This is a genomic window from Mesorhizobium sp. M5C.F.Cr.IN.023.01.1.1 (genome assembly GCF_003997585.1).
In the GTDB taxonomy this organism is placed as follows: Bacteria; Pseudomonadota; Alphaproteobacteria; order Rhizobiales; family Rhizobiaceae; genus Mesorhizobium; species Mesorhizobium wenxiniae.
Map to the genome: position 1 here is coordinate 79,263 of NZ_RZSU01000002.1, position 23,759 is coordinate 103,021.

At 61.9% G+C, this 23,759-nt stretch carries 22 protein-coding genes and 1 tRNA gene; 17 read left to right on the forward strand and 6 right to left on the reverse strand.

Annotated features, from left to right (window positions below; translation table 11 throughout):
* The first annotated feature begins 125 nt into the window (after positions 1 to 125).
* Positions 126 to 1,025, forward strand: a complete 900-nt coding sequence (locus EOA78_RS01500) for an alpha/beta hydrolase (protein WP_127313554.1) — start codon at positions 126 to 128, stop codon at positions 1,023 to 1,025.
* A 100-nt stretch (positions 1,026 to 1,125) separates the two neighbouring features.
* On the opposite strand, the gene EOA78_RS01505 is transcribed toward EOA78_RS01500, so the two are convergent.
* Positions 1,126 to 1,216, reverse strand: a tRNA-Ser gene (locus tag EOA78_RS01505).
* A 452-nt stretch (positions 1,217 to 1,668) separates the two neighbouring features.
* On the opposite strand from EOA78_RS01505, the gene EOA78_RS01510 reads away from it, so the two are divergent.
* Both EOA78_RS01510 and EOA78_RS36385 read left to right on the forward strand, forming a co-directional pair.
* Positions 1,669 to 2,802 carry a porin gene (locus tag EOA78_RS01510; protein ID WP_127313555.1) on the forward strand — a complete coding sequence of 378 codons (1,134 nt, stop codon included), beginning with the start codon at positions 1,669 to 1,671 and terminating at the stop codon, positions 2,800 to 2,802.
* 83 nt (positions 2,803 to 2,885) lie between these two features.
* Positions 2,886 to 3,050 (forward strand): hypothetical protein, encoded by a 165-nt coding sequence (locus EOA78_RS36385; protein ID WP_206533397.1) that lies wholly within the window; start codon positions 2,886 to 2,888, stop codon positions 3,048 to 3,050.
* A 138-nt stretch (positions 3,051 to 3,188) separates the two neighbouring features.
* On the opposite strand, the gene EOA78_RS01515 is transcribed toward EOA78_RS36385, so the two are convergent.
* Complete coding sequence (locus EOA78_RS01515) at positions 3,189 to 4,868, reverse strand: sulfotransferase (protein ID WP_127313556.1); 1,680 nt, start codon at positions 4,866 to 4,868, stop codon at positions 3,189 to 3,191.
* 141 nt (positions 4,869 to 5,009) lie between these two features.
* Here EOA78_RS01515 and EOA78_RS01520 point away from each other — a divergent pair, with 141 nt between their 5' ends.
* The 7 genes from EOA78_RS01520 (at position 5,010) to EOA78_RS01550 (ending at position 13,091) form a co-directional block, all read left to right on the forward strand.
* Entirely contained in the window at positions 5,010 to 6,122 is a 1,113-nt protein-coding gene (locus EOA78_RS01520) for a pyridoxal phosphate-dependent aminotransferase (protein WP_127313557.1), read from the forward strand.
* Positions 6,123 to 6,363: 241 nt separating this feature from the next.
* Positions 6,364 to 7,017 (forward strand): TetR/AcrR family transcriptional regulator, encoded by a 654-nt coding sequence (locus EOA78_RS01525; RefSeq protein WP_127313558.1) that lies wholly within the window; start codon positions 6,364 to 6,366, stop codon positions 7,015 to 7,017.
* A gap of 71 nt (positions 7,018 to 7,088) precedes the next feature.
* Positions 7,089 to 8,252, forward strand: a complete 1,164-nt coding sequence (locus EOA78_RS01530; protein WP_127313559.1) for an isovaleryl-CoA dehydrogenase — start codon at positions 7,089 to 7,091, stop codon at positions 8,250 to 8,252.
* 1 nt (position 8,253) lies between these two features.
* Complete coding sequence (locus EOA78_RS01535; protein WP_127313560.1) at positions 8,254 to 9,861, forward strand: carboxyl transferase domain-containing protein; 1,608 nt, start codon at positions 8,254 to 8,256, stop codon at positions 9,859 to 9,861.
* A gap of 1 nt (position 9,862) precedes the next feature.
* On the forward strand, positions 9,863 to 10,405 hold the full coding sequence (locus EOA78_RS01540) for an O-acetyl-ADP-ribose deacetylase (RefSeq protein WP_127313561.1): 543 nt from the start codon (positions 9,863 to 9,865) through the stop codon (positions 10,403 to 10,405).
* Between the two features lie 105 nt (positions 10,406 to 10,510).
* On the forward strand, positions 10,511 to 10,888 hold the full coding sequence (locus EOA78_RS01545; protein ID WP_029354541.1) for a hypothetical protein: 378 nt from the start codon (positions 10,511 to 10,513) through the stop codon (positions 10,886 to 10,888).
* Between the two features lie 238 nt (positions 10,889 to 11,126).
* On the forward strand, positions 11,127 to 13,091 hold the full coding sequence (locus EOA78_RS01550) for an acetyl/propionyl/methylcrotonyl-CoA carboxylase subunit alpha (RefSeq protein WP_127313562.1): 1,965 nt from the start codon (positions 11,127 to 11,129) through the stop codon (positions 13,089 to 13,091).
* A gap of 118 nt (positions 13,092 to 13,209) precedes the next feature.
* Here EOA78_RS01550 and EOA78_RS01555 read toward each other — a convergent pair whose 3' ends face one another.
* Both EOA78_RS01555 and EOA78_RS01560 read right to left on the reverse strand, forming a co-directional pair.
* Positions 13,210 to 14,331 (reverse strand): branched-chain amino acid ABC transporter substrate-binding protein, encoded by a 1,122-nt coding sequence (locus EOA78_RS01555; protein ID WP_127313563.1) that lies wholly within the window; start codon positions 14,329 to 14,331, stop codon positions 13,210 to 13,212.
* Between the two features lie 444 nt (positions 14,332 to 14,775).
* Positions 14,776 to 15,042: a sel1 repeat family protein gene (locus tag EOA78_RS01560; RefSeq protein WP_127313564.1), complete on the reverse strand. Its 267-nt coding sequence runs from the start codon at positions 15,040 to 15,042 to the stop codon at positions 14,776 to 14,778.
* Between the two features lie 471 nt (positions 15,043 to 15,513).
* Between EOA78_RS01560 and EOA78_RS01565 the strand changes: the two genes are divergently transcribed.
* From EOA78_RS01565 to EOA78_RS01580, 5 genes are all read left to right on the forward strand, one after another.
* On the forward strand, positions 15,514 to 15,858 hold the full coding sequence (locus tag EOA78_RS01565) for a DUF2147 domain-containing protein (RefSeq protein WP_127313565.1): 345 nt from the start codon (positions 15,514 to 15,516) through the stop codon (positions 15,856 to 15,858).
* A 336-nt stretch (positions 15,859 to 16,194) separates the two neighbouring features.
* Complete coding sequence (locus EOA78_RS35775) at positions 16,195 to 16,353, forward strand: hypothetical protein (RefSeq protein WP_164783594.1); 159 nt, start codon at positions 16,195 to 16,197, stop codon at positions 16,351 to 16,353.
* Between the two features lie 37 nt (positions 16,354 to 16,390).
* Positions 16,391 to 16,585 carry a hypothetical protein gene (locus EOA78_RS01570; protein WP_127313566.1) on the forward strand — a complete coding sequence of 65 codons (195 nt, stop codon included), beginning with the start codon at positions 16,391 to 16,393 and terminating at the stop codon, positions 16,583 to 16,585.
* 130 nt (positions 16,586 to 16,715) lie between these two features.
* Positions 16,716 to 18,176 (forward strand): AMP nucleosidase, encoded by a 1,461-nt coding sequence (locus EOA78_RS01575; protein WP_245477087.1) that lies wholly within the window; start codon positions 16,716 to 16,718, stop codon positions 18,174 to 18,176.
* Positions 18,177 to 18,273: 97 nt separating this feature from the next.
* Complete coding sequence (locus EOA78_RS01580) at positions 18,274 to 19,353, forward strand: endonuclease/exonuclease/phosphatase family protein (protein WP_127313568.1); 1,080 nt, start codon at positions 18,274 to 18,276, stop codon at positions 19,351 to 19,353.
* A 4-nt stretch (positions 19,354 to 19,357) separates the two neighbouring features.
* On the opposite strand, the gene EOA78_RS01585 is transcribed toward EOA78_RS01580, so the two are convergent.
* Both EOA78_RS01585 and EOA78_RS01590 read right to left on the reverse strand, forming a co-directional pair.
* Positions 19,358 to 19,963, reverse strand: a complete 606-nt coding sequence (locus EOA78_RS01585; RefSeq protein WP_127313569.1) for a DUF922 domain-containing protein — start codon at positions 19,961 to 19,963, stop codon at positions 19,358 to 19,360.
* A gap of 156 nt (positions 19,964 to 20,119) precedes the next feature.
* On the reverse strand, positions 20,120 to 21,799 hold the full coding sequence (locus tag EOA78_RS01590) for an electron transfer flavoprotein-ubiquinone oxidoreductase (protein ID WP_127313570.1): 1,680 nt from the start codon (positions 21,797 to 21,799) through the stop codon (positions 20,120 to 20,122).
* 247 nt (positions 21,800 to 22,046) lie between these two features.
* Here EOA78_RS01590 and EOA78_RS01595 point away from each other — a divergent pair, with 247 nt between their 5' ends.
* Positions 22,047 to 22,691, forward strand: a complete 645-nt coding sequence (locus tag EOA78_RS01595) for a hypothetical protein (RefSeq protein WP_127313571.1) — start codon at positions 22,047 to 22,049, stop codon at positions 22,689 to 22,691.
* A gap of 116 nt (positions 22,692 to 22,807) precedes the next feature.
* Positions 22,808 to 23,695, forward strand: a complete 888-nt coding sequence (locus tag EOA78_RS01600; RefSeq protein ID WP_127313572.1) for a uracil-DNA glycosylase — start codon at positions 22,808 to 22,810, stop codon at positions 23,693 to 23,695.
* Positions 23,696 to 23,759: the final 64 nt, after the last annotated feature.

Here is a 23,759-nt window from a genome sequence, read left to right on the forward strand (position 1 = left end):
GGCGAATCTCCCTCACGAGGGGGGGGAGAAGCAGTTTCGCCGGTCTGCCTTTCCCGATTTGACCGCACCTTCCCTCGCCTGTAGCAGTCGGAGACTATCCGGCAGCAGCGAGGAACCACGTCTAGATGCCCAGCGACCAGGGTTTTTCCGATTTCTTCTACGCCTCGCCGGACGGGCTGCAACTTCACGCCCGTGTCTACGGCGAAGCGAATTCCGAACACTGGCCGGTCGTCTGCCTGCCTGGCCTGACCCGCAATTGCCGCGATTTTCATGAACTGGCGCTGCACCTGTCGCGACGGGCGGAAGGTTCGCGAAAAATTGTCGCTTTCGACTACCGCGGGCGCGGGCAATCCGCCTACGACCCTGATATCGGCCATTACAATATCGGCGTTGAAGCCGGTGATATCCTCGCCGGGTTGGCGGCGCTGAGCATCGAGGCGGCGGCGTTCATCGGCACGTCGCGTGGCGGGCTGATCATCCATGTGCTCGGCGCGATGCGGCCAGCGGTCCTTAAAGCCGTCGTCCTCAACGACATCGGCCCGGTGGTCGAGGCCAGCGGTCTCGCCTATATCCGCTCCTATCTCGAGCAGACACCAAAGCCGAAGACCCATGCCGAGGCGATCGGCGCCCAGTGTGGCGCGCATGGCAGCGACTTTCCAGCTCTGACCGAGGCGGATTGGGAGCGGATGGTATCGGCCCTCTACCGAGGGACGGATGAGGGGCTGGTGCCGGATTTCGACCCGAAGCTGGTCGATATGCTGGCGGGTCTCGATCTTACTCAGCCACTGGCAGATCTGTGGCCGCAGTTCGAGGCGCTGGCGGCCATACCCTTGCTCGCCATCCGCGGCGCCAATTCGAAGCTGCTTTCCGCCGAGACGCTCGAACAGATGCGAAAGCGTCACCCTTGTGTCGAGACGATTACGGTCGATGGCCAGGGCCATGCGCCTTTCCTCGAGACCGGCGGCCTGCCCGGCGCCATCGCCGCTTTTCTGGATAGGGCCGCGCAACGCGTCGGCTCGAGCTAATGCTCGAGAACTGAGGAATTTATTTGAGGCAATGCCGCAGTGCATCCTGCTTTCGCGGAAAGGGGGAATGTTGCTGCGAAGCGCGCAGCGCGAAGCAGGATGGCGGAGAGGATGGGATTCGAACCCACGAGAAGCTTTTGACCTCTACTCCCTTAGCAGGGGAGCGCCTTCGACCACTCGGCCACCTCTCCGTTGCGCCGGTGGATAAAGAAAAGCGCCGGCACAATCAACAAGCCTGAGCCATTATCATTGAAAAAACCGGCTCCCGCCGAAACGCCGCTTTTGCCATGCGGCGATTCTGCGGCAATCCCTTGGCTGACGACTCACGACAGCGTCGCAATTCCGGCGGGCAATTGCCGGAATTGGCCGGATTGCAAGGGCTAGCAAGAGGCTCAATGGTTAATGGGAGCTTTCCGAGTGAGGCCAAATCGTGTCATTTGTGCAACAACGTTTGGGGATAGCACCCGCACAGACCTTCTGCCGATACGATGGTGGTTGAACGCCGCCGCCTCATGGGTAATGTCGAATTCGAAGGAGCGGCGCGGTGCGCATCTTTTTCGGTAGTGGGGATGGGGCAGGGAACGCTGTCCTTCAGCAAAGAATACCCAGACCCGTTTTTTAACTTTTGACTGGAGGTCAGAAAATGAACATCAAGAGCCTTCTTCTCGGCTCCGCTGCGGCACTGGTCGCAGTTTCCGGTGCGCGCGCCGCCGACGCCGTCGTCGTTGCCGAGCCGGAACCCGCTGAATACGTCCGCATCTGCGACGTCTACGGCGCTGGCTACTTCTACATCCCCGGCACCGAAACCTGCCTGCGCATCGGCGGCTATGTCCGCTACGACATCGGCGTCGGCGACGTCGGCACATTCACCGGTGCGGGAACCGTCGACGTCGAGGACGGCGACGATCAGGATACCTACTGGAAGCGTGCTCGCTTCGCGCTGAAGACCTGGACCGGCCAGGAAACCGAGCTCGGCACGTTGAAGACGTACACCGAGACCCGCTTCAACTTCCGCAACGTCCAAGGCGATACATCTCCGGTCCTCAACGAAGCCTACAACACAGGCGCTTCGCTGAACTTCGCCTGGATCCAGCTCGGTGGGCTGCGCGTCGGTAAGGACGAATCGGCCTTCGATACGTTCATCGGCTACGCCGGCAATGTCATGAACGATACGCTGGTTCCCTACGGCGGCTTCGACACCAACGTCGTCCAGTACTATTTCGACGCCGGCAACGGTTTCTCCGCCGTGGTTTCGCTCGAACAAGGTTACGGCGACTTCACGATCGACAGCTACGTCCCGCATGTCGTCGGCGGTGTGAAGTGGACGCAGGGCTGGGGCGCGATCACCGGCGTCATTGCTTACGACAGCAACTATGAAGAAGTGGCCGGCAAGGTTCGCCTCGACGTCACCCCGATGGAGAACCTGTCGCTGTTCATCATGGGCGGCTACGGCACCGACGACAACTACACGGATGGCGGCTTCGCAATCCCCGCCGCCGGCCGCGGCATGTACAAGCTGTGGAGCGGCAATTGGGCAGTCTGGGGCGGTGGCACCTTCACCATCAACGAGAAGACCTCGTTCAACACCCAGATCTCGTATGACGAGGGCGAGAATCTCGGCGTCGTGGCGAACATCGCTTACGATATCGTCCCCGGCCTGACGATCACGGCCGAAGCCAGCTACTTCCATCTTGGTGATGAGTCCGTCAGCAACTGGACCGGTGCCGATGACGACGACAACTTCGGCGGCCAACTCCGCTTCCAGCGCTCGTTCTAATCAGCAGCGTTTGACTGAAATCGAACCCGGCGGGCAACCGCCGGGTTTTTTTGTGCCGGCGTGGCTGTCGCGTTGCGTGATGCATGACGCCGGCAATGCCAGCCATGGTCGTTCTTTGCTGGATCGGCGGTCTTGTGATTTCTGACAGGTTGGAAGCCGATCGGCTGCGCAGAATGAAAGCAGCAGCGATCCTGTCCCTCCTGCGTCTCGATTCTGCACCGCAGCAGCGCTTGGAAGGAACAGGATAGGGTGTCGCTCCGCCCTTGGGGGAGGAAGGCATAGTGGCATTTAGCTAATCAGTGGGCGGCTGAACGTCGGTTGGCAGCAACCCTATGCGCTTGCGACCCCCCCCCGCGGTCCACACAATGCGGATAGCCGACCTCAAGTCAAATCTCTGCAAGATCGCCCAGCGACTGTATCAGCGGCTGAATTTCGTTTTCATAATTCCTCCAGCGCTTGACCGACGATTTGTAAATCGGTTGACGAACCTGCCAGCGACTGGGCGTGTTGACCGAACCATCCCTATCGAAAAAGCGCAGGCAGGCGTCATCCCAAGGCAGACCAAGATAATCTATGAGGCGGCGTGACTGCGCTTCCTGGTCCTCGACCAGCGTTTCGTAGCGATTTTCGAAGATAAGGCCCGGAAAAACCTGGTTCCAATGCTGCATCAGGCGGTCATACTCGCGATAGTACAGGCCTAGTGTTTTCAGGTCGGTGTTGTAGCTGTGCCCCTCGCTGAAGTTGAGGACAAAGCAGGAGACGCAATTGTCGATGGCGTCACGACGGCAATGAATGATGCGTCCGTTGGGGAAGAGAAGCCCGATAAGGCCGATCAGTTCAAAATTGTGCGGCATCTTATCCACGACGCGAAGTGCGGCAGGCGCCCGTTCCCGCAAATAGGACAGATGCTCTTCGGCCAGCGTTCTGGACAGGTCTTCCGTGATCGACATGACTGGCTGGTGCAAATCTCCAGCCGATGATGTCTTGAGGCCGATCGCATTCGCGGCCCGCCTTAGTTTGCTAAGCTCCCCTGCACCATGAACATCGGGATGGCTGGCGCAGATCTGCTCGGTGAGCGTCGTCCCCGAGCGGGGCATGCCAACCACGAACACAGGCACTTCGGAAGGATTTCCATAGCCGGCCCTGGCAGCCAAAAAGTCCGGCGTGAAGGTTTCGATCATCGAATCGATCCACCGACGATACAAGTCAATGTCGAACTTGTAGCCGGAGGCCTGTTTCGCCCTGTTGAAATGGTCGAATGCCTCATGATAGCGCTTGAGGTCGTTCAGCACCTTGCCGGCGGCGAGATGGAGTTGCTGCGCGCCTTCCGAACCAAGCTTGGGATTGCCGAGTTCACGAAGGATGGATTGGAGCTCCTCGGGCTCCTCGGTGAACTTTCGCGTCTGTACAAGGTCGTTGTAGGCAGCCGGCACCCCAATACGGCGATCGATCGCTTCTTTCAGATAGTCGGCGGCTTCATCCATACGCCCTAAACCGCTGAGCGCGCCGGCCAGCCCGGCTCGCACCTTGGGATGATCGCGGTTGATTTTCAGCGCCTTCTCGTAAAGCGGCAAAGCCATGTCGGGCTTGTCAAACGCCGTGTAAGTGCGCCCCAATGCACAAAGTGCTTCGATAAGGCCGGGCTGCAGTTCCAAGGCGTACTGCATATGCCTGATTGCGGGCGAATACTCGCTGACCTTCACATAGGCCTCGCCCAGGCTGAGGTGGTAGTAGGGGTTTTTAGGTTCCTCGCCGACCGCCCGTGCGAAATATCGCAAGGCCCTCTCATCATCGTAGCCAAGGTATAAGGTCCCCAAGATGTACAAGGCGAGCGGATGGTTTGGCGTGCGCGCCAAAACCCGAAGGCATAGGTCCTGAGCCTCGTCGAGCCGCTTGGCGTGCTGAAAGGCATATGCCTGTTTCAGCAGCGCGTCGTCGGCCTGCGCACGCGACTGGGCGTTTCCTTTCTGCGGGCTCGCTAAAGGCTTCGCTATCGGCACCTTTGCTTTCGGCGCGGGTCCGGGCTTGATGTGCTTTGACCAAGCAGGTGGGAGTCGACTGTTCATGACATCTCGCTAGCAAAAAGAGATATCTCGCTAGCAAAAAGAGCGGGGGGAATCCAGCATGCTGGTTGCAGCCAAGGCGGGAGCTTGCGCGGCCAACTGTGCCGCGCTAGCAAGAAGGCCCTTTTCGAACGAGCCTTTGCCATGCGCCAGCGCCCTCCCCTCACGCCGATCGTCAGTGCGCTTCCCTCGACGGTGCCGTTTGTCGGCCCGGAGGCACAGGAACGTGATCGGGGCCGTGCGTTTCGCGCCCGCATCGGCGCCAATGAGAGTAGCTTTGGCCCTTCGCCGCGCGTCGTCGCCCGCATGGCCGGCCTCGCCCGCGACATGTGGATGTATTGCGACCCCGACAATCACGATTTGAAGGTGGCTGTCGCTGCGCATCTTGGCGTCAGTGCCGAAAACGTGGTGGTCGGCGAAGGCATAGACGGGTTGCTCAGCCTGGTGGCGCGCATGTATGTGGCGCCGGGCGCCGCGGTGGTCACCTCGCTCGGCGCCTATCCGACCTTCAATTTCCATATTGCCGGCGTCGGCGGCCGGCTGGTCGCGGTTCCCTACGAGAACGACCGGGAAAGCCTCGACGGCCTATCGGCTGCGGTGCGCAAAGAAAATGCGGCGCTGGTCTACCTGTCCAACCCGGACAATCCGATGGGCAGCTGGTGGGAAGCGGCCGAACTCAGCCGCTTTATCGAAGCCCTGCCGGAGACCACAATGCTGGTGCTCGACGAGGCCTATGGCGAACTGGGGCCGGCCTCGGCGCTGCCGCCGATCGATGTCGCGCAGCCGAACGTCATCCGCATGCGCACCTTCTCGAAGGCCTACGGGCTGGCCGGCATACGCTGCGGCTATGCGGTGGCCGAGGCCCAGGTGATCCGCGATTTCGAAAAGATCCGCAACCATTACGGCGTCAGCCGCATGGCGCAGATCGCCGGCGTCGAGGCGCTTGCCGATCAGGACTATCTCCAAAACGTGGTGGCGAGGGTCGCTGCCGGCCGCAGGCGCATCGCCGAAATAGCCGAGGCGAATGGGCTGAAGCCGCTGCCGTCTGCAACCAACTTCGTCACCATAGACTGCGGCGGCGACGGCGCCTTCGCGCTTAAAGTGCTGCAGGCGCTGCTGTCGCGCGATGTGTTCATCCGCAAGCCGATGGTGCCGGTGCTCGACCGCTGCATCAGGGTCAGCGTCGGCCTTGATCACGAGCTCGACATTTTTGCCGAGGAGCTGCCGGGCGCGTTGGCGGCCGCACGAGGGAACTGAGCATCGCAACGCCGTTGTTTCGGCAATGCCACTACTTCCCTTCCACACTGCGGTCACCGAGTAGGCACATGACCTGCTTCAAGCCTTCCCAGGCTCGGCGAACCCGTCGTTCGGTGCCAGGCCGGCCGTCAGCCGGGTGAGATCGCAATCCGCCGCCGCATGAAGTGCCTCCACCTCTGAAATGCCACTTGAATTAATTGAACGTTCGTTTTATTATTTTGTCTCTCGACGGGGTGGGACCATGGCGCGCACGACCGGATCGGACGGGGAAAAGACCGAAGCTGCGATCCGTGAGGCGGCGGTCAGCCTGATCGCGCGTCTTGGCTACGAGGCGACGTCGATGCGCCAGCTGGCCGCTGAGGTCGGCGTGCAGGCGGCGGCGCTCTACCGCTATTTTCCGACCAAGGAAGACCTCTTGTTCACGCTGATGCGCGAGCACATGGAAGCACTGATCGGGGCGTGGGACGCGGCGCGCCCGGCCGCGGCCGATCCGGCGACGCGGCTCGCCGCCTATGTCGAAAACCACATCGCCTTCCACATCGAACGCCGCCATTCGACCCATGTCTCGAACATGGAACTGCGCAGCCTGTCGCATGACCGCCTGACGCAGATCCTGCGCCTGCGCACGACCTATGAAAAGGAGTTGCGCGCCATTCTGCGCGACGGCGTAGAGGCCGGCGACTTCAGCGTCGAAGACACAGGGCTGACGGCCATGGCGCTGATCCAGATGATGACCGGCGTCATCGTCTGGTTCCGGCCGGGCGAGCGGCTATCGATCTCGGAGGTAACCGCCACATATCTTTCAATGACGATGCGCCTGGCTGGAGCAAAGGCCGGTGGCGCGACAACGACCTACAGCGCCGCAGCCGCTTCCGGCGAGCAAAGGACGTTGTAGCATTTTGATTTTGCGCGTGATCCGTGCCGAAATTGAATTCGATTTCGGGCCCATGCGCCGGGAGGAAAGGCATGTACACGCACACACTCAACTTTGGGCTTGACGAAGACATCGAGGCGCTGCGCGACCTGGTTCGTCGCTTCGCCCAGGAAAAGATTGCGCCGATCGCCGCCGAGATCGACCGCTCGAATGAGTTTCCGGCGCACCTGTGGGCCGAGCTCGGTGAGCTCGGCCTGCTCGGCATCACCGCCGATCCGGATTTCGGCGGCACCGGCATGGGATACCTCGCTCATGTCGTCGCGATGGAAGAGATTTCCCGCGCCTCGGCCTCGGTCGGCCTCTCCTACGGCGCCCATTCCAACCTCTGCGTCAACCAGATCAACCGCTGGGCGACGCCGGCGCAGAAGGAAAAGTATCTGCCTGCGCTGTGCACCGGCGAAAAGGTCGGCGCGCTGGCAATGTCGGAAGCCGGCGCCGGCTCCGACGTCGTATCGCTCAAACTGCGCGCCGAAAAGCGCAACGACCGCTACGTTCTCAACGGCACTAAGATGTGGATCACCAACGGCCCGGATGCCGAAACACTGGTCGTCTACGCCAAGACCGATCCGGAGCTCCATTCGCGCGGCATCACCGCGTTCATCGTCGAAAAATCGATGCCCGGTTTTTCCGTCGCGCAAAAGCTCGACAAGCTCGGCATGCGCGGCTCGAACACCGGCGAACTTGTGTTTGAGAATGTCGAAGTGCCGTTCGGCAACGTGCTTCACGAGGAAGGGCGCGGTGTCGAAGTGCTGATGTCGGGCCTCGATTACGAGCGCACGGTGCTCGCCGGCGGCCCGCTCGGGCTGATGACGGCGTGCCTCGATGTGGCGATCCCCTATGTGCACGAGCGCAAGCAGTTCGGTCAGCCGATCGGCGAGTTCCAGCTGGTGCAGGGCAAACTCGCCGACATGTATACGACGATGAATGCCGCGCGCGCCTATGTCTATGCCGTCGCCGCCGCCTGCGACCGCGGCCAGACGAGCCGCAAGGACGCCGCCGCTTGCGTGCTGTTCGCTGCCGAGAAGGCGACGCAGATGGCGCTCGACGCCATCCAGCTGCTGGGCGGCAACGGCTATATCAACGACTATCCGACCGGCCGGCTGCTTCGCGATGCCAAGCTCTACGAGATCGGCGCCGGCACCAGCGAAATCCGCCGCTGGCTGATCGGACGCGAGATCATGGCTGAGGGGGTATAAGATGGCTACGCTCCAGTCCCAGATCTCGCCCGCCTCCGACACTTTCCGCGCAAATGCCGAGCGCATGCGGGCGTTGGTCGCCGACATCGCGGAAAAGGCGGCAACCGTCGAGCGCGGCGGCTCGGAGGAAGCGCGTGAGCGCCACCAGAGCCGCGGCAAGCTTTTGCCGCGCGAGCGCCTCGCCCAGCTGCTCGACACCGGCTCGCCCTTCCTCGAAATCGGCCAGTTTGCGGCGTGGTCCATGTATGGCGAAGACATCTCATCGGCCGGCATCATCGCCGGCATCGGCCGCGTCGAAGGCACCGAAGTCATGGTCGTCGTCAACGACGCCACGGTGAAGGGCGGCACCTATTATCCGCTGACCGTTAAGAAGCATCTGCGCGCACAGGAAATCGCGCTGCAGAACAAATTGCCTTGCGTCTATCTGGTCGACAGCGGCGGTGCCAACCTGCCAAACCAGGACGAGGTGTTTCCCGACCGCGACCATTTCGGCCGCATCTTCTACAACCAGGCCAACATGTCGGCTTCAGGCATACCGCAGATCGCCTGCGTCATGGGCTCGTGCACGGCAGGCGGCGCCTATGTGCCGGCGATGTCGGACGAGACGATCATGGTGCGCAACCAGGCGACCATCTTCCTCGGCGGCCCGCCGCTGGTGAAGGCGGCCACCGGCGAGGATGTCAGCGCCGAGGAACTGGGCGGCGCCGATGCACACACACGGCTTTCCGGCGTTGCCGACCATTACGCGCTGGACGACGAGCACGCGCTGGCGATCGCACGCCGTATCGTCAAGAACCTGAATCGGAAGAAGGAGATCGGACTGGCACTTCGCGATCCGATTCCGCCGCTTCATGCAGCCGATGAGCTCTACGGCGTCGTGCCGACGGATCTGCGGCAGCCCTATGACGTGCGCGAAGTGATCGCGCGCATCGTCGACGGCTCCGAGTTCGACGAGTTCAAGCAGAATTACGGCACCACGCTGGTCACCGGCTTTGCCCATCTCAACGGCATGCCGGTCGGCATCATCGCCAACAACGGCGTGCTGTTCTCCGAAAGCGCGCTGAAAGGCGCACATTTCATCGAGCTGTGCTGCCAGCGCAAGATCCCGCTGATCTTCCTGCAGAACATCACCGGCTTCATGGTGGGGCGAAAATACGAGGCCGGCGGCATCGCCAAGGACGGCGCCAAGCTGGTGATGGCCGTCGCCACGGCTCGCGTGCCGAAGGTGACCATGATCATCGGCGGCTCGTTCGGCGCCGGCAATTACGGCATGTGCGGACGCGCCTATTCGCCACGCTTCCTGTGGATGTGGCCGAATGCCCGCATTTCGGTGATGGGCGGTGAGCAGGCGGCCACCGTGCTGGCCGTAGTCAAGCGCGAGGGGATCGAGCGCAAGGGCGGGGAATGGAGCGCGGAGGAGGAGGCAAAATTCAAGAAGCCGATCCTGATGAAATACGAGCATGAAGGCCACCCGCTCTATTCCTCCGCCCGGCTCTGGGACGACGGCATCATCGACCCGGCCAAGACGCGTGAGGTGCTGGCGCTCAGCCTTTCAGCCGCACTGAACGCCGAAATCGAGGAGACAAAGTTCGGCGTGTTCAGGATGTGAGATGAGCGAAATCGACCACAGGATTCGCGTTCATACCGGCGACATCACCAAGCTGGCGGTCGATGCCATTGTGAACGCCGCCAACTCGTCGCTGCTCGGCGGTGGCGGCGTCGACGGCGCCATTCACCGCGCTGCCGGGCCTGAACTTCTGACTGAATGCCGGACGCTGAATGGCTGCAAGGTCGGCGACGCCAAGCTTACCAAAGGCTACAGGCTTCCGGCACGCTACGTCATCCACACGGTCGGGCCGGTCTGGCACGGAGGCGGAAAAGGTGAAGCCGAGTTGTTGGCTTCCTGCTATCGCCGGTCGCTCGAACTCGCCGCTGCCAAGGGGTGCCGGACGGTGGCATTTCCGGCGATCTCGACCGGTGTATACCGATATCCAAAGGACCAGGCGACGCAGATCGCCGTTGGCACGGTGAGCGCCTTCATCGGCCACAACGCGCTTCTGGAAACCGTCACCTTCTGCTGCTTCGACCAGCAGACGGCAGAACTGTACCGGCAAACCGTTGCTGCCCTGGCGAAGGGTGATCTGCACCGATGAAAAGTACGATCCACATTATTCAGACTCATTTTCAACCAGGGTACTGGTCACGCGGAAAAATTGCGGCTATTGCTCTTTGCAAATACCAATGGGGATTGGGCGAAGATGAGACTGCGACTTTTTCAGAAAACAACTGTATCTATACTTGCGGGGTTGCTTATATTAGCGGCGCCAGGCGTTGGCACAGCGGAATCGCTGGCGGGAAGCAAGGGCGACCGCCGTTTCGCAGTCCATTTTCCGCCAGGTTCGACGGGAGACTGCCCGAAGGCCTACAAAGCCTATGTTGCAGCCAGCGGGCATTCCGCTTATGCCACGAGCTTTTATTCGCGCGTGGTCGACCTCTATATCATCTGTGGCTCGAGACTCAATGCGCCGTCCCAGAAGGCTGCGGAAGAGATGGCGCTGCGCAACTGTCAGTCCGGCTTGACGAGGTGGAAGGTCAAGACCGCCAGCGGCGGCTGCGCGATCGCGGCGTCGAAGTAGGCGCTGCTTCCACTCCTTGTTCTTGCGAGACAAGGACAGGCTGGCGGGCCGGACATCTCCCCCTCAAGGGGGGAGATCGGCTGTCGCTATTGCTTCCGCCAAACTGCGACGTTGAAAGTTCGACTGGAGGGCGCAGCTACCAATCTCCCCCCTTGCGGGGGAGATGTCCGGCAGGACAGAGGGGGGTGTTCAAGCGCCCTACCCCCCGCGGGGTTCGAACCTTACTCGCGGAGGCTCCATGTTCGCCAAGATCCTGATTGCCAATCGCGGCGAGATCGCTTGCCGGGTGATCCGCACGGCACGCAAGATGGGCGTGCGCACGGTCGCGGTTTATTCGAATGCCGATGCGAAGTCGCTGCATCTCGAGATGGCCGACGAGGCGGTGCATATTGGCTCCTCGCCTGCCGGCGAAAGTTATTTGCGCGGCGACAAGATTGTCGCGGCGGCTTTGGCCACCGGCGCGGAAGCCATCCATCCGGGCTACGGCTTCCTCTCGGAGAACCCTGACTTCGTCGACCAGGTGACGGCTGCGGGGCTCGTCTTCATCGGCCCGTCAGCGGCCTCAATCCGCGCCATGGGGCTGAAGGACGCGGCCAAGCGGCTGATGGAGAAGGCCGGCGTGCCTGTTGTGCCGGGCTATCACGGCGAGGCGCAGGAGATCGTGCTACTCGCCTCCAAGGCACGCGAGATCGGCTATCCCGTGCTGATCAAGGCGCGCGCCGGCGGCGGCGGCAAGGGCATGCGGCGCGTCGAACACCCCGACGACTTTTCCGAGGCGCTGTCTGGTGCACGGCGCGAGGCCAAGGCCGCTTTCGGCGACGACCGCGTGCTGGTCGAGAAATATATCGACAAGCCGCGCCACATCGAGGTTCAGGTATTCGGCGACACTTTCGGCAACGTCGTGCATCTCTACGAGCGCGACTGCTCGGCGCAGCGCCGCCACCAGAAGGTGATCGAGGAAGCCCCTGCCCCCTCGATGACGCCAGCATTGCGCAAGGCGATGACGGAGGCGGCGGTGAAGGCCGCCAAGGCGATCAACTATTTCGGCGCCGGCACGATCGAGTTTATCGTCGATGCCTCGCAAGGGCTGAAGGCCGACCGCTTCTGGTTCATGGAGATGAACACCCGCCTGCAGGTCGAGCATCCCGTCACCGAAATGGTCACAGGCATCGACCTGGTCGAATGGCAGTTGCGGGTAGCGTCCGGCGAGAAGCTGCCGAACACGCAGAGCGAGATCACGCTCTCCGGCCATGCCTTCGAAGCGCGCATCTATGCCGAGGACGCGGCAAAGGGTTTTTTGCCGGCGACGGGCACGCTGCATCACCTGAAATTTCCGGATACCGCGCCCGAGGGCGCCAGCATGCGGATCGAGACCGGCGTGCGGGCCGGCGATGCCATCTCGCCGTTCTACGATCCAATGATCGCCAAGCTGATCGTGCACGGCAAGAGCAGGCAGGCGGCGCTCGAAGCGCTGGGCATAGCCCTTTCGCAGACCGAGATCGCCGGCTCGACCGTCAACACCGCCTTTCTCGCTGCTCTTGCCGCTGATGCGGACTTTTCGGCAGGCGATGTCGATACCGGCCTGATCGGCAGGCATCAGCAAGCGCTGACCGCAGTCCCGCCGCCGAGCAGCGAGATCGTCGCCGCAGCCGCATTTGCGGCGTCCGGCTCCGGGGCTCAGGCGCCGTCCAACGATCCGTGGTCGTCGCTTGCCGGTTATTCGCATTTCCACACTGTTCCGCGGCGCACGCGGCTACGATACGGCGATGATGAGATCGTCGCGCTTGTGTCGGTGCGGCCGGACAAGCGCTTCCAAGTGGCACTGGACGCACCTTATGACAGCGCCAGTCCGCTCGATCTTCGCGCCGCCCCTCGCCTCGCCCGCTGGCCAGGCCATGTCACTGTCTTTTCGGGCGCCATCGGCTACAGCTTCGCGGTGCCGGACCCGCTGGCGAGGGCCGACGAAATCGCCGCCGGCTCTGACAGCCTGCGCGCGCCGATGCCGGGCCTGGTCAAGCTGGTGCGCGCGGCAAGAGGCGACGCCGTCATCAAGGGTCAGCCGCTGTTGATCCTGGAAGCGATGAAGATGGAGCACACGATTTCCGCCACTCATGACGGGACGATCGCCGAGATCGCGGCGGAGGGTGCACAAGTCACCGACGGGACCGTGCTGGTGCGTTTTGCCGAGGAAGCCCACGTCTGACCGCTGTTCCTTCATCCACGAGGCGACGTCGAAGACACGCGCCACAAACGCGTGCCCAAAATGAAAATGGCCGGGTCTGCCCGGCCATCTCCGATGGTCGCTAAGCGACGCCGGCGATTTACGGCTGGATCGGCGCGTATTTGCCGTCGTGCCACTGGTTGATGTCGTAGCTGACGTTCTTGAGGTCGCCCTTTTCATCGAAAGTGACAGGGCCGACGACGGTGCTGATCGGCTCACCATTCTTCAGCGCTTCGGCGACCTTGGCCGGGTCGTCGCTGCCGGCGCGCTTGATACCCTCGGCAAAGGCCTGGATCACGGCATAGGAGAACAGCGTGAAGCCCTCGGGCACGAAGCCGCCCGCCTTGATCTTTTCGATGGCTTCCTTGGCTTCGGGCTTCGCCTGCGGATCCGACGGGAAGACAAACATGGTGCCTTCGCCGGCCGGACCGGCGACCTGCCAGAATTCCGGCGTGGCGATCGAGTCCGGCATGATCAGCTGATACTTCAGGTTCTGTTCCGCCGACTGGCGCAGGATGAGGCCGGCTTCGGGGTGGTAGCCGCCGAAATAGACCACATCCGCCTTCAGGTCCTTGAGCTTTGTGACAAGTGCCGCGTAGTCTTTTTCACCGGCGTTGATGCCCTCGTAAAGGATCTCTTTGAGACCGTTCTGGTTCATCGTTGCCTTGACGGCGTCGGCGACGCCCTGCCCATAGGCGCTCTTGTCGTGCATGATAACGACGTTCTTGCCGGCATACTTCTTGGCGATCCATGGACCGATGAAAGCGCCCTGCGCATCGTCGCGCGTATAAAGGCGCATGATCGTCGGCCAGCCGGCTTTCGCGGCCGCGTCGGTCAGCTCTGGATTCGACGAAGCCGGACTCATCATCAGCGCCCCGGCTTCGGCATAGACGGCCGAGGCCGGAATGCTTGAGCCCGAGCAGGCATGCCCATCGACGAACTTGACGCCGTTGGCAATGATGCGGTTGGCGACCGAAACCGCCTGTTTCGGATCGCACTGGTCATCCTGGACGTCGAGCTTGATCTGGCGGCCTTCGACACCTCCAGCCGCGTTGATCGCGTCGGCCGCGGCTTGCGCTCCCTGCTTGAACTGGTCGCCGATGGTGGCAAGCTGTCCGGTCATTGGTCCGACCACCGAAAAGGTGATGTCTTCGGCGAACGCAACCGGCGCGCTCATCATCAGGCCGACTATGGCCACGCTCAAAATACCCAACTTTTTCATGGTGATACAACTCCTCCACTCTCGCGCGACCGCTCCGGCCGCGCCTCTTCCAGAGTGGCCGGGAGAATCTCACCCTTCGCCAAGCCTGTCTAGGCGCATCGGCGGCACTCAGTTGGGCCTGAAGCCTTTCTGTTTGACCATGATCTTTTCCAAAAACCGGTTTCCACTTTTGGGATCATGGTCAGAAAACGCAAAAGCCGCGCCTGCCTTGTTCCGGCCGGTCGCGGCTTTGTCGATCGAACAATCCCGAACGCTCACGCGCCCGAAAACCGCTCGCCTTCCCTGTCCGTCGCGCAGCCTGGCTGTATCCGGCCTGCCGCGTTCTTGTCATTGTTGGTTCGACCGTCTTGCGCGGCCTTGTTCTTGCCGGTCCGGCCGTCTTGCGCGGCCTTGACCTGAAGCGTCCCTGTCGGTGATCTCGGTGCCTGATGAACTCGGGCCAACTTAGTGCATCGTCATCCATTCGCGGGCTTCGCGCAGTGCCTTGGCGATCTCGACCTTCGACATGGCGGCCGACAATTCCGAGCGCAGTTCCGCAGCGCGGACCGAACCCTTGATCGCAGCAATATTGAACCATTTGTGGGCGGCGACGACATCGGTCTCGCAGTCGCGGCCGGTCGCATACATCATGCCCAGTTCGAAAAGAATGTCGGCCTGGGCAGTTGCCCCCATGGCGCCGAAGCCGGCTTCAGGCATTTCAAAACGTGCCATTTCAATCCCCTGTTCTAGCCCCTGTCAGGCTCCCGAGAGCTGCCTCGTTCTGTCCCTTGGTATCTGTTGGTAAACCTTGGGGGTGGCCGCTCTTTCGATGTTTTCGAGAATGAACCGGAGGCTTGAATCCGTCGTTAAGTGGCGTGCTTAATTTGAGGAAAACAAAGCTAAAACAAGAGGTAAACGCGAGAATTCGTTAAGGATGCAAAGCCAGCAATTTCGCCGGTTTACACTAAATTTGACGAAAATTTGCGAGGCGAAGATCAAGACTCCGCTAACCACGGGAGACAAAGATGGAGTTGCGAACGTTTCATTTCTCACCGATGAGACCGCTTCGGGCGACCAGAAAATCCTGAAGTCTTCCGCAGCGGCACCGCTTTTGTTTTGCCAGGACGTGAATTAGCTTACGTTTGCGTAAAAGGCAGACCGGCGGGCGGAACATCCGGCCGGATTTCCACAGGGAGGACAAACATGTTTCGCGAAATCAGCATGGCCTTGGCGGCCACATTGATCATGGCCGGCGCGGCTTGGGCCGATCCGATCGAAGGCAACTGGAAAACGCAGGCCGGCGCGACCGCCGCCATCGCGGGCGGCAGCGGCGCATTTTCCATCACACTCAAATCTGGCAAGTTTGCCGGTAAGCGCATCGGTTCGTTTAAGGTGTCCGGCGCCAATAAATATACGGGCACCATAACCGACCCGGAGACCGACAAGACCTATTCGGGCAAGGCCTCGGTCTCAGGCGCTTCGCTCAAGATGAGCGGCTGCGTGCTCGGCGGGCTGATTTGCAAGAGCCAGACTTGGCACAAGCTCTGATCGTTTCCACCGCCATAAATTGAAAACGGGGCCGCGAAGGCCCCGTTTTTGTTTGCGCCGTCTGTTTGAGACGCCGGATCGATCGGGCGGGCCTCGCCTTCTGCGCCCTAGCTAACAGCAATCTCTGTGCATCCTTCGTCCCAGTCACCAAGATTTGGGGGCAGCAAGACTGCGGGCCGGCAGCAAGACTGCGGCGACGCTCGTGGCCGGCGACCGCGCGGTGGCGGCGGCACTCAACACTCCGTCGATAAATTTGAACCGCAGATGAACGCCGGCATCAGAACCGGTTCAGTTGCATTAGGGCATTCTCATGCGTGTTGAAGGAGACACCACGCAATGTTCGCCCGCCGCTTCACCATCGTCTGCCTGCTGATGAGCCTGTTCGGCATGTTGTTCGCCATCCTGGTCGCCGAGGCCGGCCGCCCGGCCCGTGCCTGGGATGAAGCCAGTTCCAACGCCTGCCGGTTCGGTTGCATGAACCAATTTCGCCGCTGAACCGACAAAGACCCGAGAAAGAAAAAAAGCAAAAGCCATGAACCGCATCGTCGCCAACACCCTCAAGGCCCTTCGGCTTCTGCCGCGGGCGGCGCTCATCCTGACGGTCCTTGCAGCGCCGGTTCTGGCCGTGCCCACGATGCGCGCCGATGCCGGCTCGACGATCGAAGCGCCGGCGTTGAAGAAGAACGGCGTCGGCTTTGTGTTGTTGGTCAGCCTGCGGCGAGGCTAGGCCAATCGGCCTTCATTGAATCCATTCAATAATGAAAAACGACCCTTTGGCCCCTCCCAACCGTATTGCCAAGCCTCTATATTGGGTCATGGAAAAGCGAATCTATCCCCAAGCCATAGACTCAGTCGTGATGCCAGAGCCGTTTGGCCGGCAGATCTTCAATGATGCCGGAAAGGCCGTCGCGGCCCTGCAGGCTCTCTACGACCGCAACACCAAATTCCTGCGCGATTCGTTTACGGCGCTCGCCGCAGGCGGCGACAACAACAAGCGCTACCGGGCCTTTTACCCCGAGGTCGGCGTCACCACGACTTCGTTCACCCAGATCGACTCGCGGCAGGCTTACGGCCATATGCCGACGCCTGGGCATTTCTCGACCACCATAACCCAGCCCGCCCTTTTCGAACGCTATCTCATCGAACAGCTTCGCCTGATCATGCGCAATCACGGCGTTCCGGTCACGGTTTCGGAATCGACGACGCCCATTCCGCTGCATTTCGCGTTCCTGGAAGGCTCCCATGTCGACGGCGCGGCAGCCGAGCGCATCAGGCGGCCGATCCGTGACCTGTTCGACGTGCCGGATCTCGACGGCACCGACGACCAGATCGCCAACGGCACGTTCGAAGTGGCTTTAGGCGAAGCCAGGCCGCTGGCGGCGTTCACGGCGCAACGCATCGACTACTCGCTGCACCGGATGTCGCACTATACGGCGACCAGTCCCCAGCATTTCCAGAATTTCGTGCTGTTCACCAACTACCAGTTCTACATCGACGAATTCGTCGCCCGTGCGCACGAGCTAATGGCGAAAGGCGGCGGCGGATACGTCGAATTCGTTGAGCCGGGAAATGTCGTCACCAAGGCTGGACAAAGCGCGCCTAGCCATGGCGTGGCGCCGCCGCGCCTGCCGCAGATGCCGGCCTATCATCTGAAGAAGCCGAACCATGGCGGCATCACGATGGTCAATATCGGCGTCGGCCCCTCCAACGCCAAGACGATCACCGACCATATTGCGGTGCTCAGGCCGCATGCCTGGGTGATGCTCGGCCATTGCGCCGGGCTGCGCAACACCCAGGCACTGGGCGACTATGTGCTGGCGCATGCCTATGTGCGGGAAGACCATGTTCTGGACGATGATCTTCCGGTGTGGGTGCCGATCCCGCCGCTGGCCGAAATCCAGGTGGCGCTGCAGGAGGCGGTCGCCGAAGTCACCGGCCTTTCCGGCTACGACCTCAAGCGTATCATGCGCACCGGCACCGTCGCCACCATCGACAACCGCAACTGGGAGCTGCGCGACCAGCGCGGGCCGGTGCAGCGGCTGTCGCAGTCACGGGCGATTGCGCTCGACATGGAATCGGCGACGATCGCGGCCAATGGCTTCCGTTTCCGCGTGCCCTATGGCACGCTGCTTTGCGTGTCCGACAAGCCCCTGCATGGCGAATTGAAGCTGCCCGGCATGGCGACCGAGTTCTACAAGCGCCAGGTGGCACAGCATTTGACCATCGGCATCAGGGCGATGGAAAAGCTGGCCGAGATGCCGATGGAACGGTTGCATTCGCGCAAGCTCAGAAGCTTTTCGGAAACGGCATTCCAGTAGCACCGCTCGATCGACCGGAGCATGGCCGGAGCTTGGTAAGAGCGCAGCAGGGTTTGCCATCTTGATTGGGCCGCATTTCTACCGATAAGCAAAGTAGATGGCACGCGTTCGAAACATGATGACATCGGCGGCATTCGTCGCAATGCTCGGCTGCTCGGTCGCGCTGGTGGCTGGGTTTTTCGGAACGCTGCATCCGGCCTTCGATTCCTTCGCTCATTTCCGCGTTCATCTTGCCGTGCTGATGGCGCTTTGCGCGCTGCCCTTGCTCGTGACCTCGTTTCGCCTGCAGGCCGCCGCAGCGCTGCTCTTTGCGGGGGCTGCCTTTGCCACCACGTCGAACACCCTGCCAGTGCCCCGCCTGTGGCCAGTCCAGGCAGCCTACGAAGCCAACCCCGACGACCAGCCCGTTTACCCCGGCGACCAGTCGGTCTATCCCGGTGACAAGGCGGTCTACCGCCTGCTTCAGATGAACCTGCGGTTCGACAACCCAACGCCTGAAAAGGTACTGTCGCTGATCGGCCGGACCCAGCCTGATGTGATTACCCTCGAGGAGGTATCCGAAATGTGGAAGGCGAAGCTTGGCCTTCTCGCCAGCGCCTATCCCTACCGGATACTCTGCCCTTACCCAAATGGCGTGTTCGGCGTTGCGCTGCTGTCGAGAAGACCGTTTGCCGCCGGCACGCAACCGCGCTGCGACAGGCGCGGCGCGATGGCCATCGCGACGGTCGATTTCGGCGGAACCGACGTCGACGTGGCCGCCGTGCACCTCACCTGGCCATGGCCGCGCAACCAATCACGGCAGATCGGCGGATTGTCGGAAGAATTCGCATCGCTTGGCGAGACATCGATCATGGCAGGCGACTGCAATGCAGTGCCGTGGAGCGCCGCCGTGCGGCGCGTTGCAGATCTTGGCAAACTGACCGTGGCGCCTTCGCCGGGGCCGACCTGGCTCTATATCGAACTGCCGGATTTCCTGCGCTTCGCCGGACTGCCGATCGACCAGGTTTTCAGCAAGGGCGCGGTTCTCATCCATTCGGTGTCGAGGCTGGAAGGCACCGGCTCCGACCATCTTCCGCTGATGGTGGAATTCTCGCTCAGGCCGGAACAGAAAAAGCCGGTCGACGAAGATGAAACTGCGACCGCATCCATGACACAGAACGGCAAGACTCGAAGCTGAGCGCCTACTGCTTGCGCAACAGGGCACCGACGAGGTGCTCGACATGGCCGCCGTCGCGATGCTCGCGCGCGTCGAAAGCGTTCTGTTTTGCCTCGTATTCGGCATAGACAGCCTTGATCCGGCGCCTCGCCTCGCGATGCGTCTTGCTGCAAACCCAGTTGTCGGCAAACTCCAGTCCCGTGATCGATTTCTCGGTGGCCCGCATCATTGTCCTGGCGATGCGGCCGTGGTTATGCTCGTGGGCACGAACGCCCGCGAAAAACCGCTTCCAACGCTTCTGAAGCGCCGGCGTCGCGGCTGAGACCATGCGGGGTAAGGTGTAGGTGAGATCGAGTGTCCCATTGGCCTGCCGCAGACGGCAGACACCACCCTCCCTGCTGACCTCAAGATCCCAACTTACGGTATAGGCGGTCAGCGCGATGGCGTGCGTCATGAAGCCGTGCCGCTTCGGACCCTTGCGGTCCATGGCCTCGATCAGGGCGGCGCCCGTGGTTCCTGATACGTCGTAGGTCCGGGTCTTGACCAGCACCTTCGTGTCAGCCGATGCCGACGGTGCAAAGCCGCACAAGGCGCCAATCGCCACAAGGCACGTCAGAACCGCCAGGCGCATGGTCATCTCTCCGGTCAGAAGGGAAAGGAACCACAAGCGCCGCGCCGCTTCAACTTTTTTTAGATGCTGCAAATATAAAGGGCCTTCACGGGCTTTCATTGGTCGACGGCGGACGGCCGGCACAGCGGTTCTGGCGGACTACATGTTCTTGTTGGGCTACATGTTCTGGTAGACCGGTCCCTCACCACCTTGTGGCGGCACCCAGGTTATGTTTCGGTTCGGGTCCTTGATGTCGCAGGTCTTGCAGTGGACGCAGTTCTGCGCGTTGATGACGAAGCGCACGTCCTTCGCCTCGGGATCGGCGGCGGCGTTGCCATCCTTGTCGACCCATTCGTAGACACTGGCCGGGCAGTAGCGTGTCGATGGCCCGGCATAGATATCGTGTTCGGAACGCTGCTGCAGATCCATATCCGCGACCAGCAGGTGGACAGGCTCGTTTTCCTCGTGGTTGGTGTTGGAGAGAAACACCGAGGACAGGCGGTCGAAGGTGAGCACGCCGTCCGGCTTCGGATAGGCGATCTTCTTATGCTTGGCGGCCGGTTCCAGCGTTGCATAGTCGGCCTTGCCGTGCTTCAGCGTGCCGAAAGGCGAGAAGCCGAACAGGGTGTTCAGCCACATGTCGAGGCCGCCAATGCCGACGCCGACGACGGTGCCGAAGCGCGACCACAATGGCTTGACGTTGCGCACCTTCTTCAAATCCTTGCCGATATCGGTCGCCCGCCATGCCGCCTCGTAAGTGGCCAGTTCGTCATTGGCACGGCCGGCGCCGATCGCCTCGAAGACGTGCTCCGCCGCCAGCATTCCGGAGAGCACGGCATTGTGCGAGCCCTTGATGCGCGGCACGTTGACGAAGCCGGCAGCACACCCAATCAGCGCGCCACCGGGAAAGGACAGTTTCGGCACCGACTGCCAGCCGCCCTCGGTGATGGCACGGGCGCCATAACCCAGCCGCTTGCCGCCCTCGAATGTGCCTTTGATCGCCGGGTGGGTCTTGAAGCGCTGGAATTCATCGAAAGGCGACAGATAGGGGTTCTTGTAGTTGAGGTGGACGACGAAGCCGACCGCCACCTGGTTGTCTTCCAGATGGTAGAGGAAGGAGCCGCCGCCGGTCTTCGTGTCGAGCGGCCAGCCGAAGGAATGCTGGACAAGGCCTGGCCGGTGGTGCTCCGGCTTGACCTGCCAGAGCTCCTTGAGGCCGATGCCGTATTTGCCGGGCTCGCGGCCGTCGGAAAGATGGTATTTGGCGATCAGTTGCTTGGCCAGCGAGCCGCGCGCGCCCTCGCCGATCAGCACATATTTGCCCATCAGCGCCATGCCCGGCGCGAAGCCCGGGCCATGCGTGCCGTCTTTCTCGACGCCCATATCGCCGGTGACAACGCCGGTGACCGCGCCCTCGTCACCGTAAATGAGGCCCACCGCGGCAAAGCCCGGGTAGATCTCGACGCCCAGCGCCTCGGCCTTGGTCGCCAGCCAGCGGCAAACATTGCCGAGCGAAACGATGTAGTTGCCGTGGTTGTTCATCAGCGGCGGCATCAGGATGTTGGGCAGACGGAATGAACCGGCGGGGCCGAGGACCAGGAAATGGTCTGCCGTAACCGGCGTCTTGAACGGATGTCCTTCTTCGTCACGCCAGCCCGGCAGCAGCCGGTCGATGCCGATCGGGTCGACTACGGCGCCGGACAGGATGTGGGCGCCGACTTCGCCGCCCTTTTCCAGGACGACGACGGAAAGCTCGGGATTGACCTGCTTGAGACGGATCGCAGCGGCGAGGCCGGCTGGACCAGCGCCGACGATGACCACGTCGAATTCCATGCTTTCGCGTTCGATCTCGCTCATCAACCCCTCACTGGCTGCCGCATTTGCGCATCTTGCTGGCTTATCCGCTGCATAGCGCATCAATTCGCGACGCGAAACCGGCGCTGATGTGACAATGCCGATTTCGTCGAAAAGTCGCGCATCGTACTACAAAATCACGGTTGCGGTCCCCGGAATATCGATCCGGGCCAGGCCCCATTTTAAGGAGAGCCGGCGCCCTGACGTTTTTAATTGTTCGACGGCTTGCTTATCGGCCATACTTCGCACCATGCGCATATACGGGCCAATTGGCTTTTCATCGACGCGCTTTTTTTCCGCGCCCGGACGGATTTGCCGGGGGCTCGTTTTGGCCCTTTTGCCGCTGGCGCCCGTTGGCGCCCATGCCGAGCCGCAGAGGGTCTGGGCGGCCGGAGCCTACTCCTTTTCCGACGAGCTGGGCGGCTTCCGCATCACCAGCGCCTCGGGCATCGGGACAAAGGAGGACCCGCTTGTCATCACCGAAGAGCTGAACTCGGCAACACCGGTGACACTGACTATCCGCACGACGAAGCCGATCCAGCCCTTCGGCACCGCGGGCCAATTTGCCAACGGCCTCATGTATATGCGCATCGACGTGCTCAACAACAGCGGCCAGGCCTGGGTCGAGTTCCAGTTCGAGCTCCAGGAGGTGCTCCACCGGCCGAGCGTGTTCGGCGACGGCCTGTCATTCGATCAGCGCAACAAGACGCCTGACAACATCTGGTCGAGCAGCTTTGCCGATTTCGATCGCGACTTCGAACCCTATGATCGGCTGCTGTTCAAGAGTGGCAAGATCGACCCGCTGAAGACAGCAAAATTCGATTACCTGATCACCGACTACACACCGCGCTGGACGTTCTATCTGGTGCAGGATCCGCGTATACCGTCGAGCTAAGGGTCCTGTTATGTCGTTCCCCAAAACCGCTACGCACCCTCGGGTCAGGCCCGAGGGCATACTTTGGGCGACATGCATTACTTGCAAATTCCTGCTGCGCGGCCGAATGTGAAAGCATGACTGCCGTTCCCCGAGACAACCGACCTGCTATCGCCGACCTTTTGGCCTTTTACGCCAGCGCGGGCGTCGATGAAGCGCTCGAGGAGGAGCCGCTGAACAGGTTTGCCGAGGCTGCGTCAAAGCCACCTGAGCGAGCGCCGGCGACGGTTACGCCGCCAGCTGGTGGGAGCGCCGCACTGCCACGCTCGACAAGCCTGTCACGCGCCGGAATGGGCGAAAGGCAAGCTGCGGCACCGGCGGTGCGCGCCCCGTCCGGTGCGGCGACGGTGCCCGACGAGCAGCAAGCGGCATTGGCGCGGCAATTGGCAACGACTGCGACGAGCCTGGACGAGCTTCGCCAGCACATGGCCGCATTCGACGGCTGCAATCTCAAATTCACCGCCAAGAACCTGGTGTTCGCCGACGGCAATCCGAATGCCGCGGTGATGCTGGTCGGCGAGGCGCCCGGCCGCGACGAGGACCTCGAGGGATTGCCGTTCGTCGGCCGCTCGGGCCGGCTGCTCGACCGAATGCTGGCCGCGATCGGGCTCGACCGGACCTCGGCCTACATCGCCAATGTCATCCCCTGGCGGCCGCCGGGCAACCGCACGCCGACACCGCACGAGACCGAGATTTGCCGGCCATTCATCGAACGGCAGATCGAGCTGGTCAATCCGAAGGTGCTGGTCAATCTGGGCGGCCCCTCGGCAAAGACCTTGCTCAACACCACCGAGGGCATCCTGCGGCTGCGCGGCAATTGGCGCGTCCACACGACCGCCTCCGGTATTGCCATTCCCGCCATGCCGACCCTTCACCCGGCCTATCTCTTGAGAACCCCCGCGCACAAGAAGCTGGCGTGGCGGGATTTCCTCGAGGTGAAAGCGACGCTGCGGGCGCTCGGTTGAGGTGGGGCGCAGCTTCCCTTCTCCCCTTGTGGGAGAAGGTGGATTGGCGCGTAGCGCCAAGACG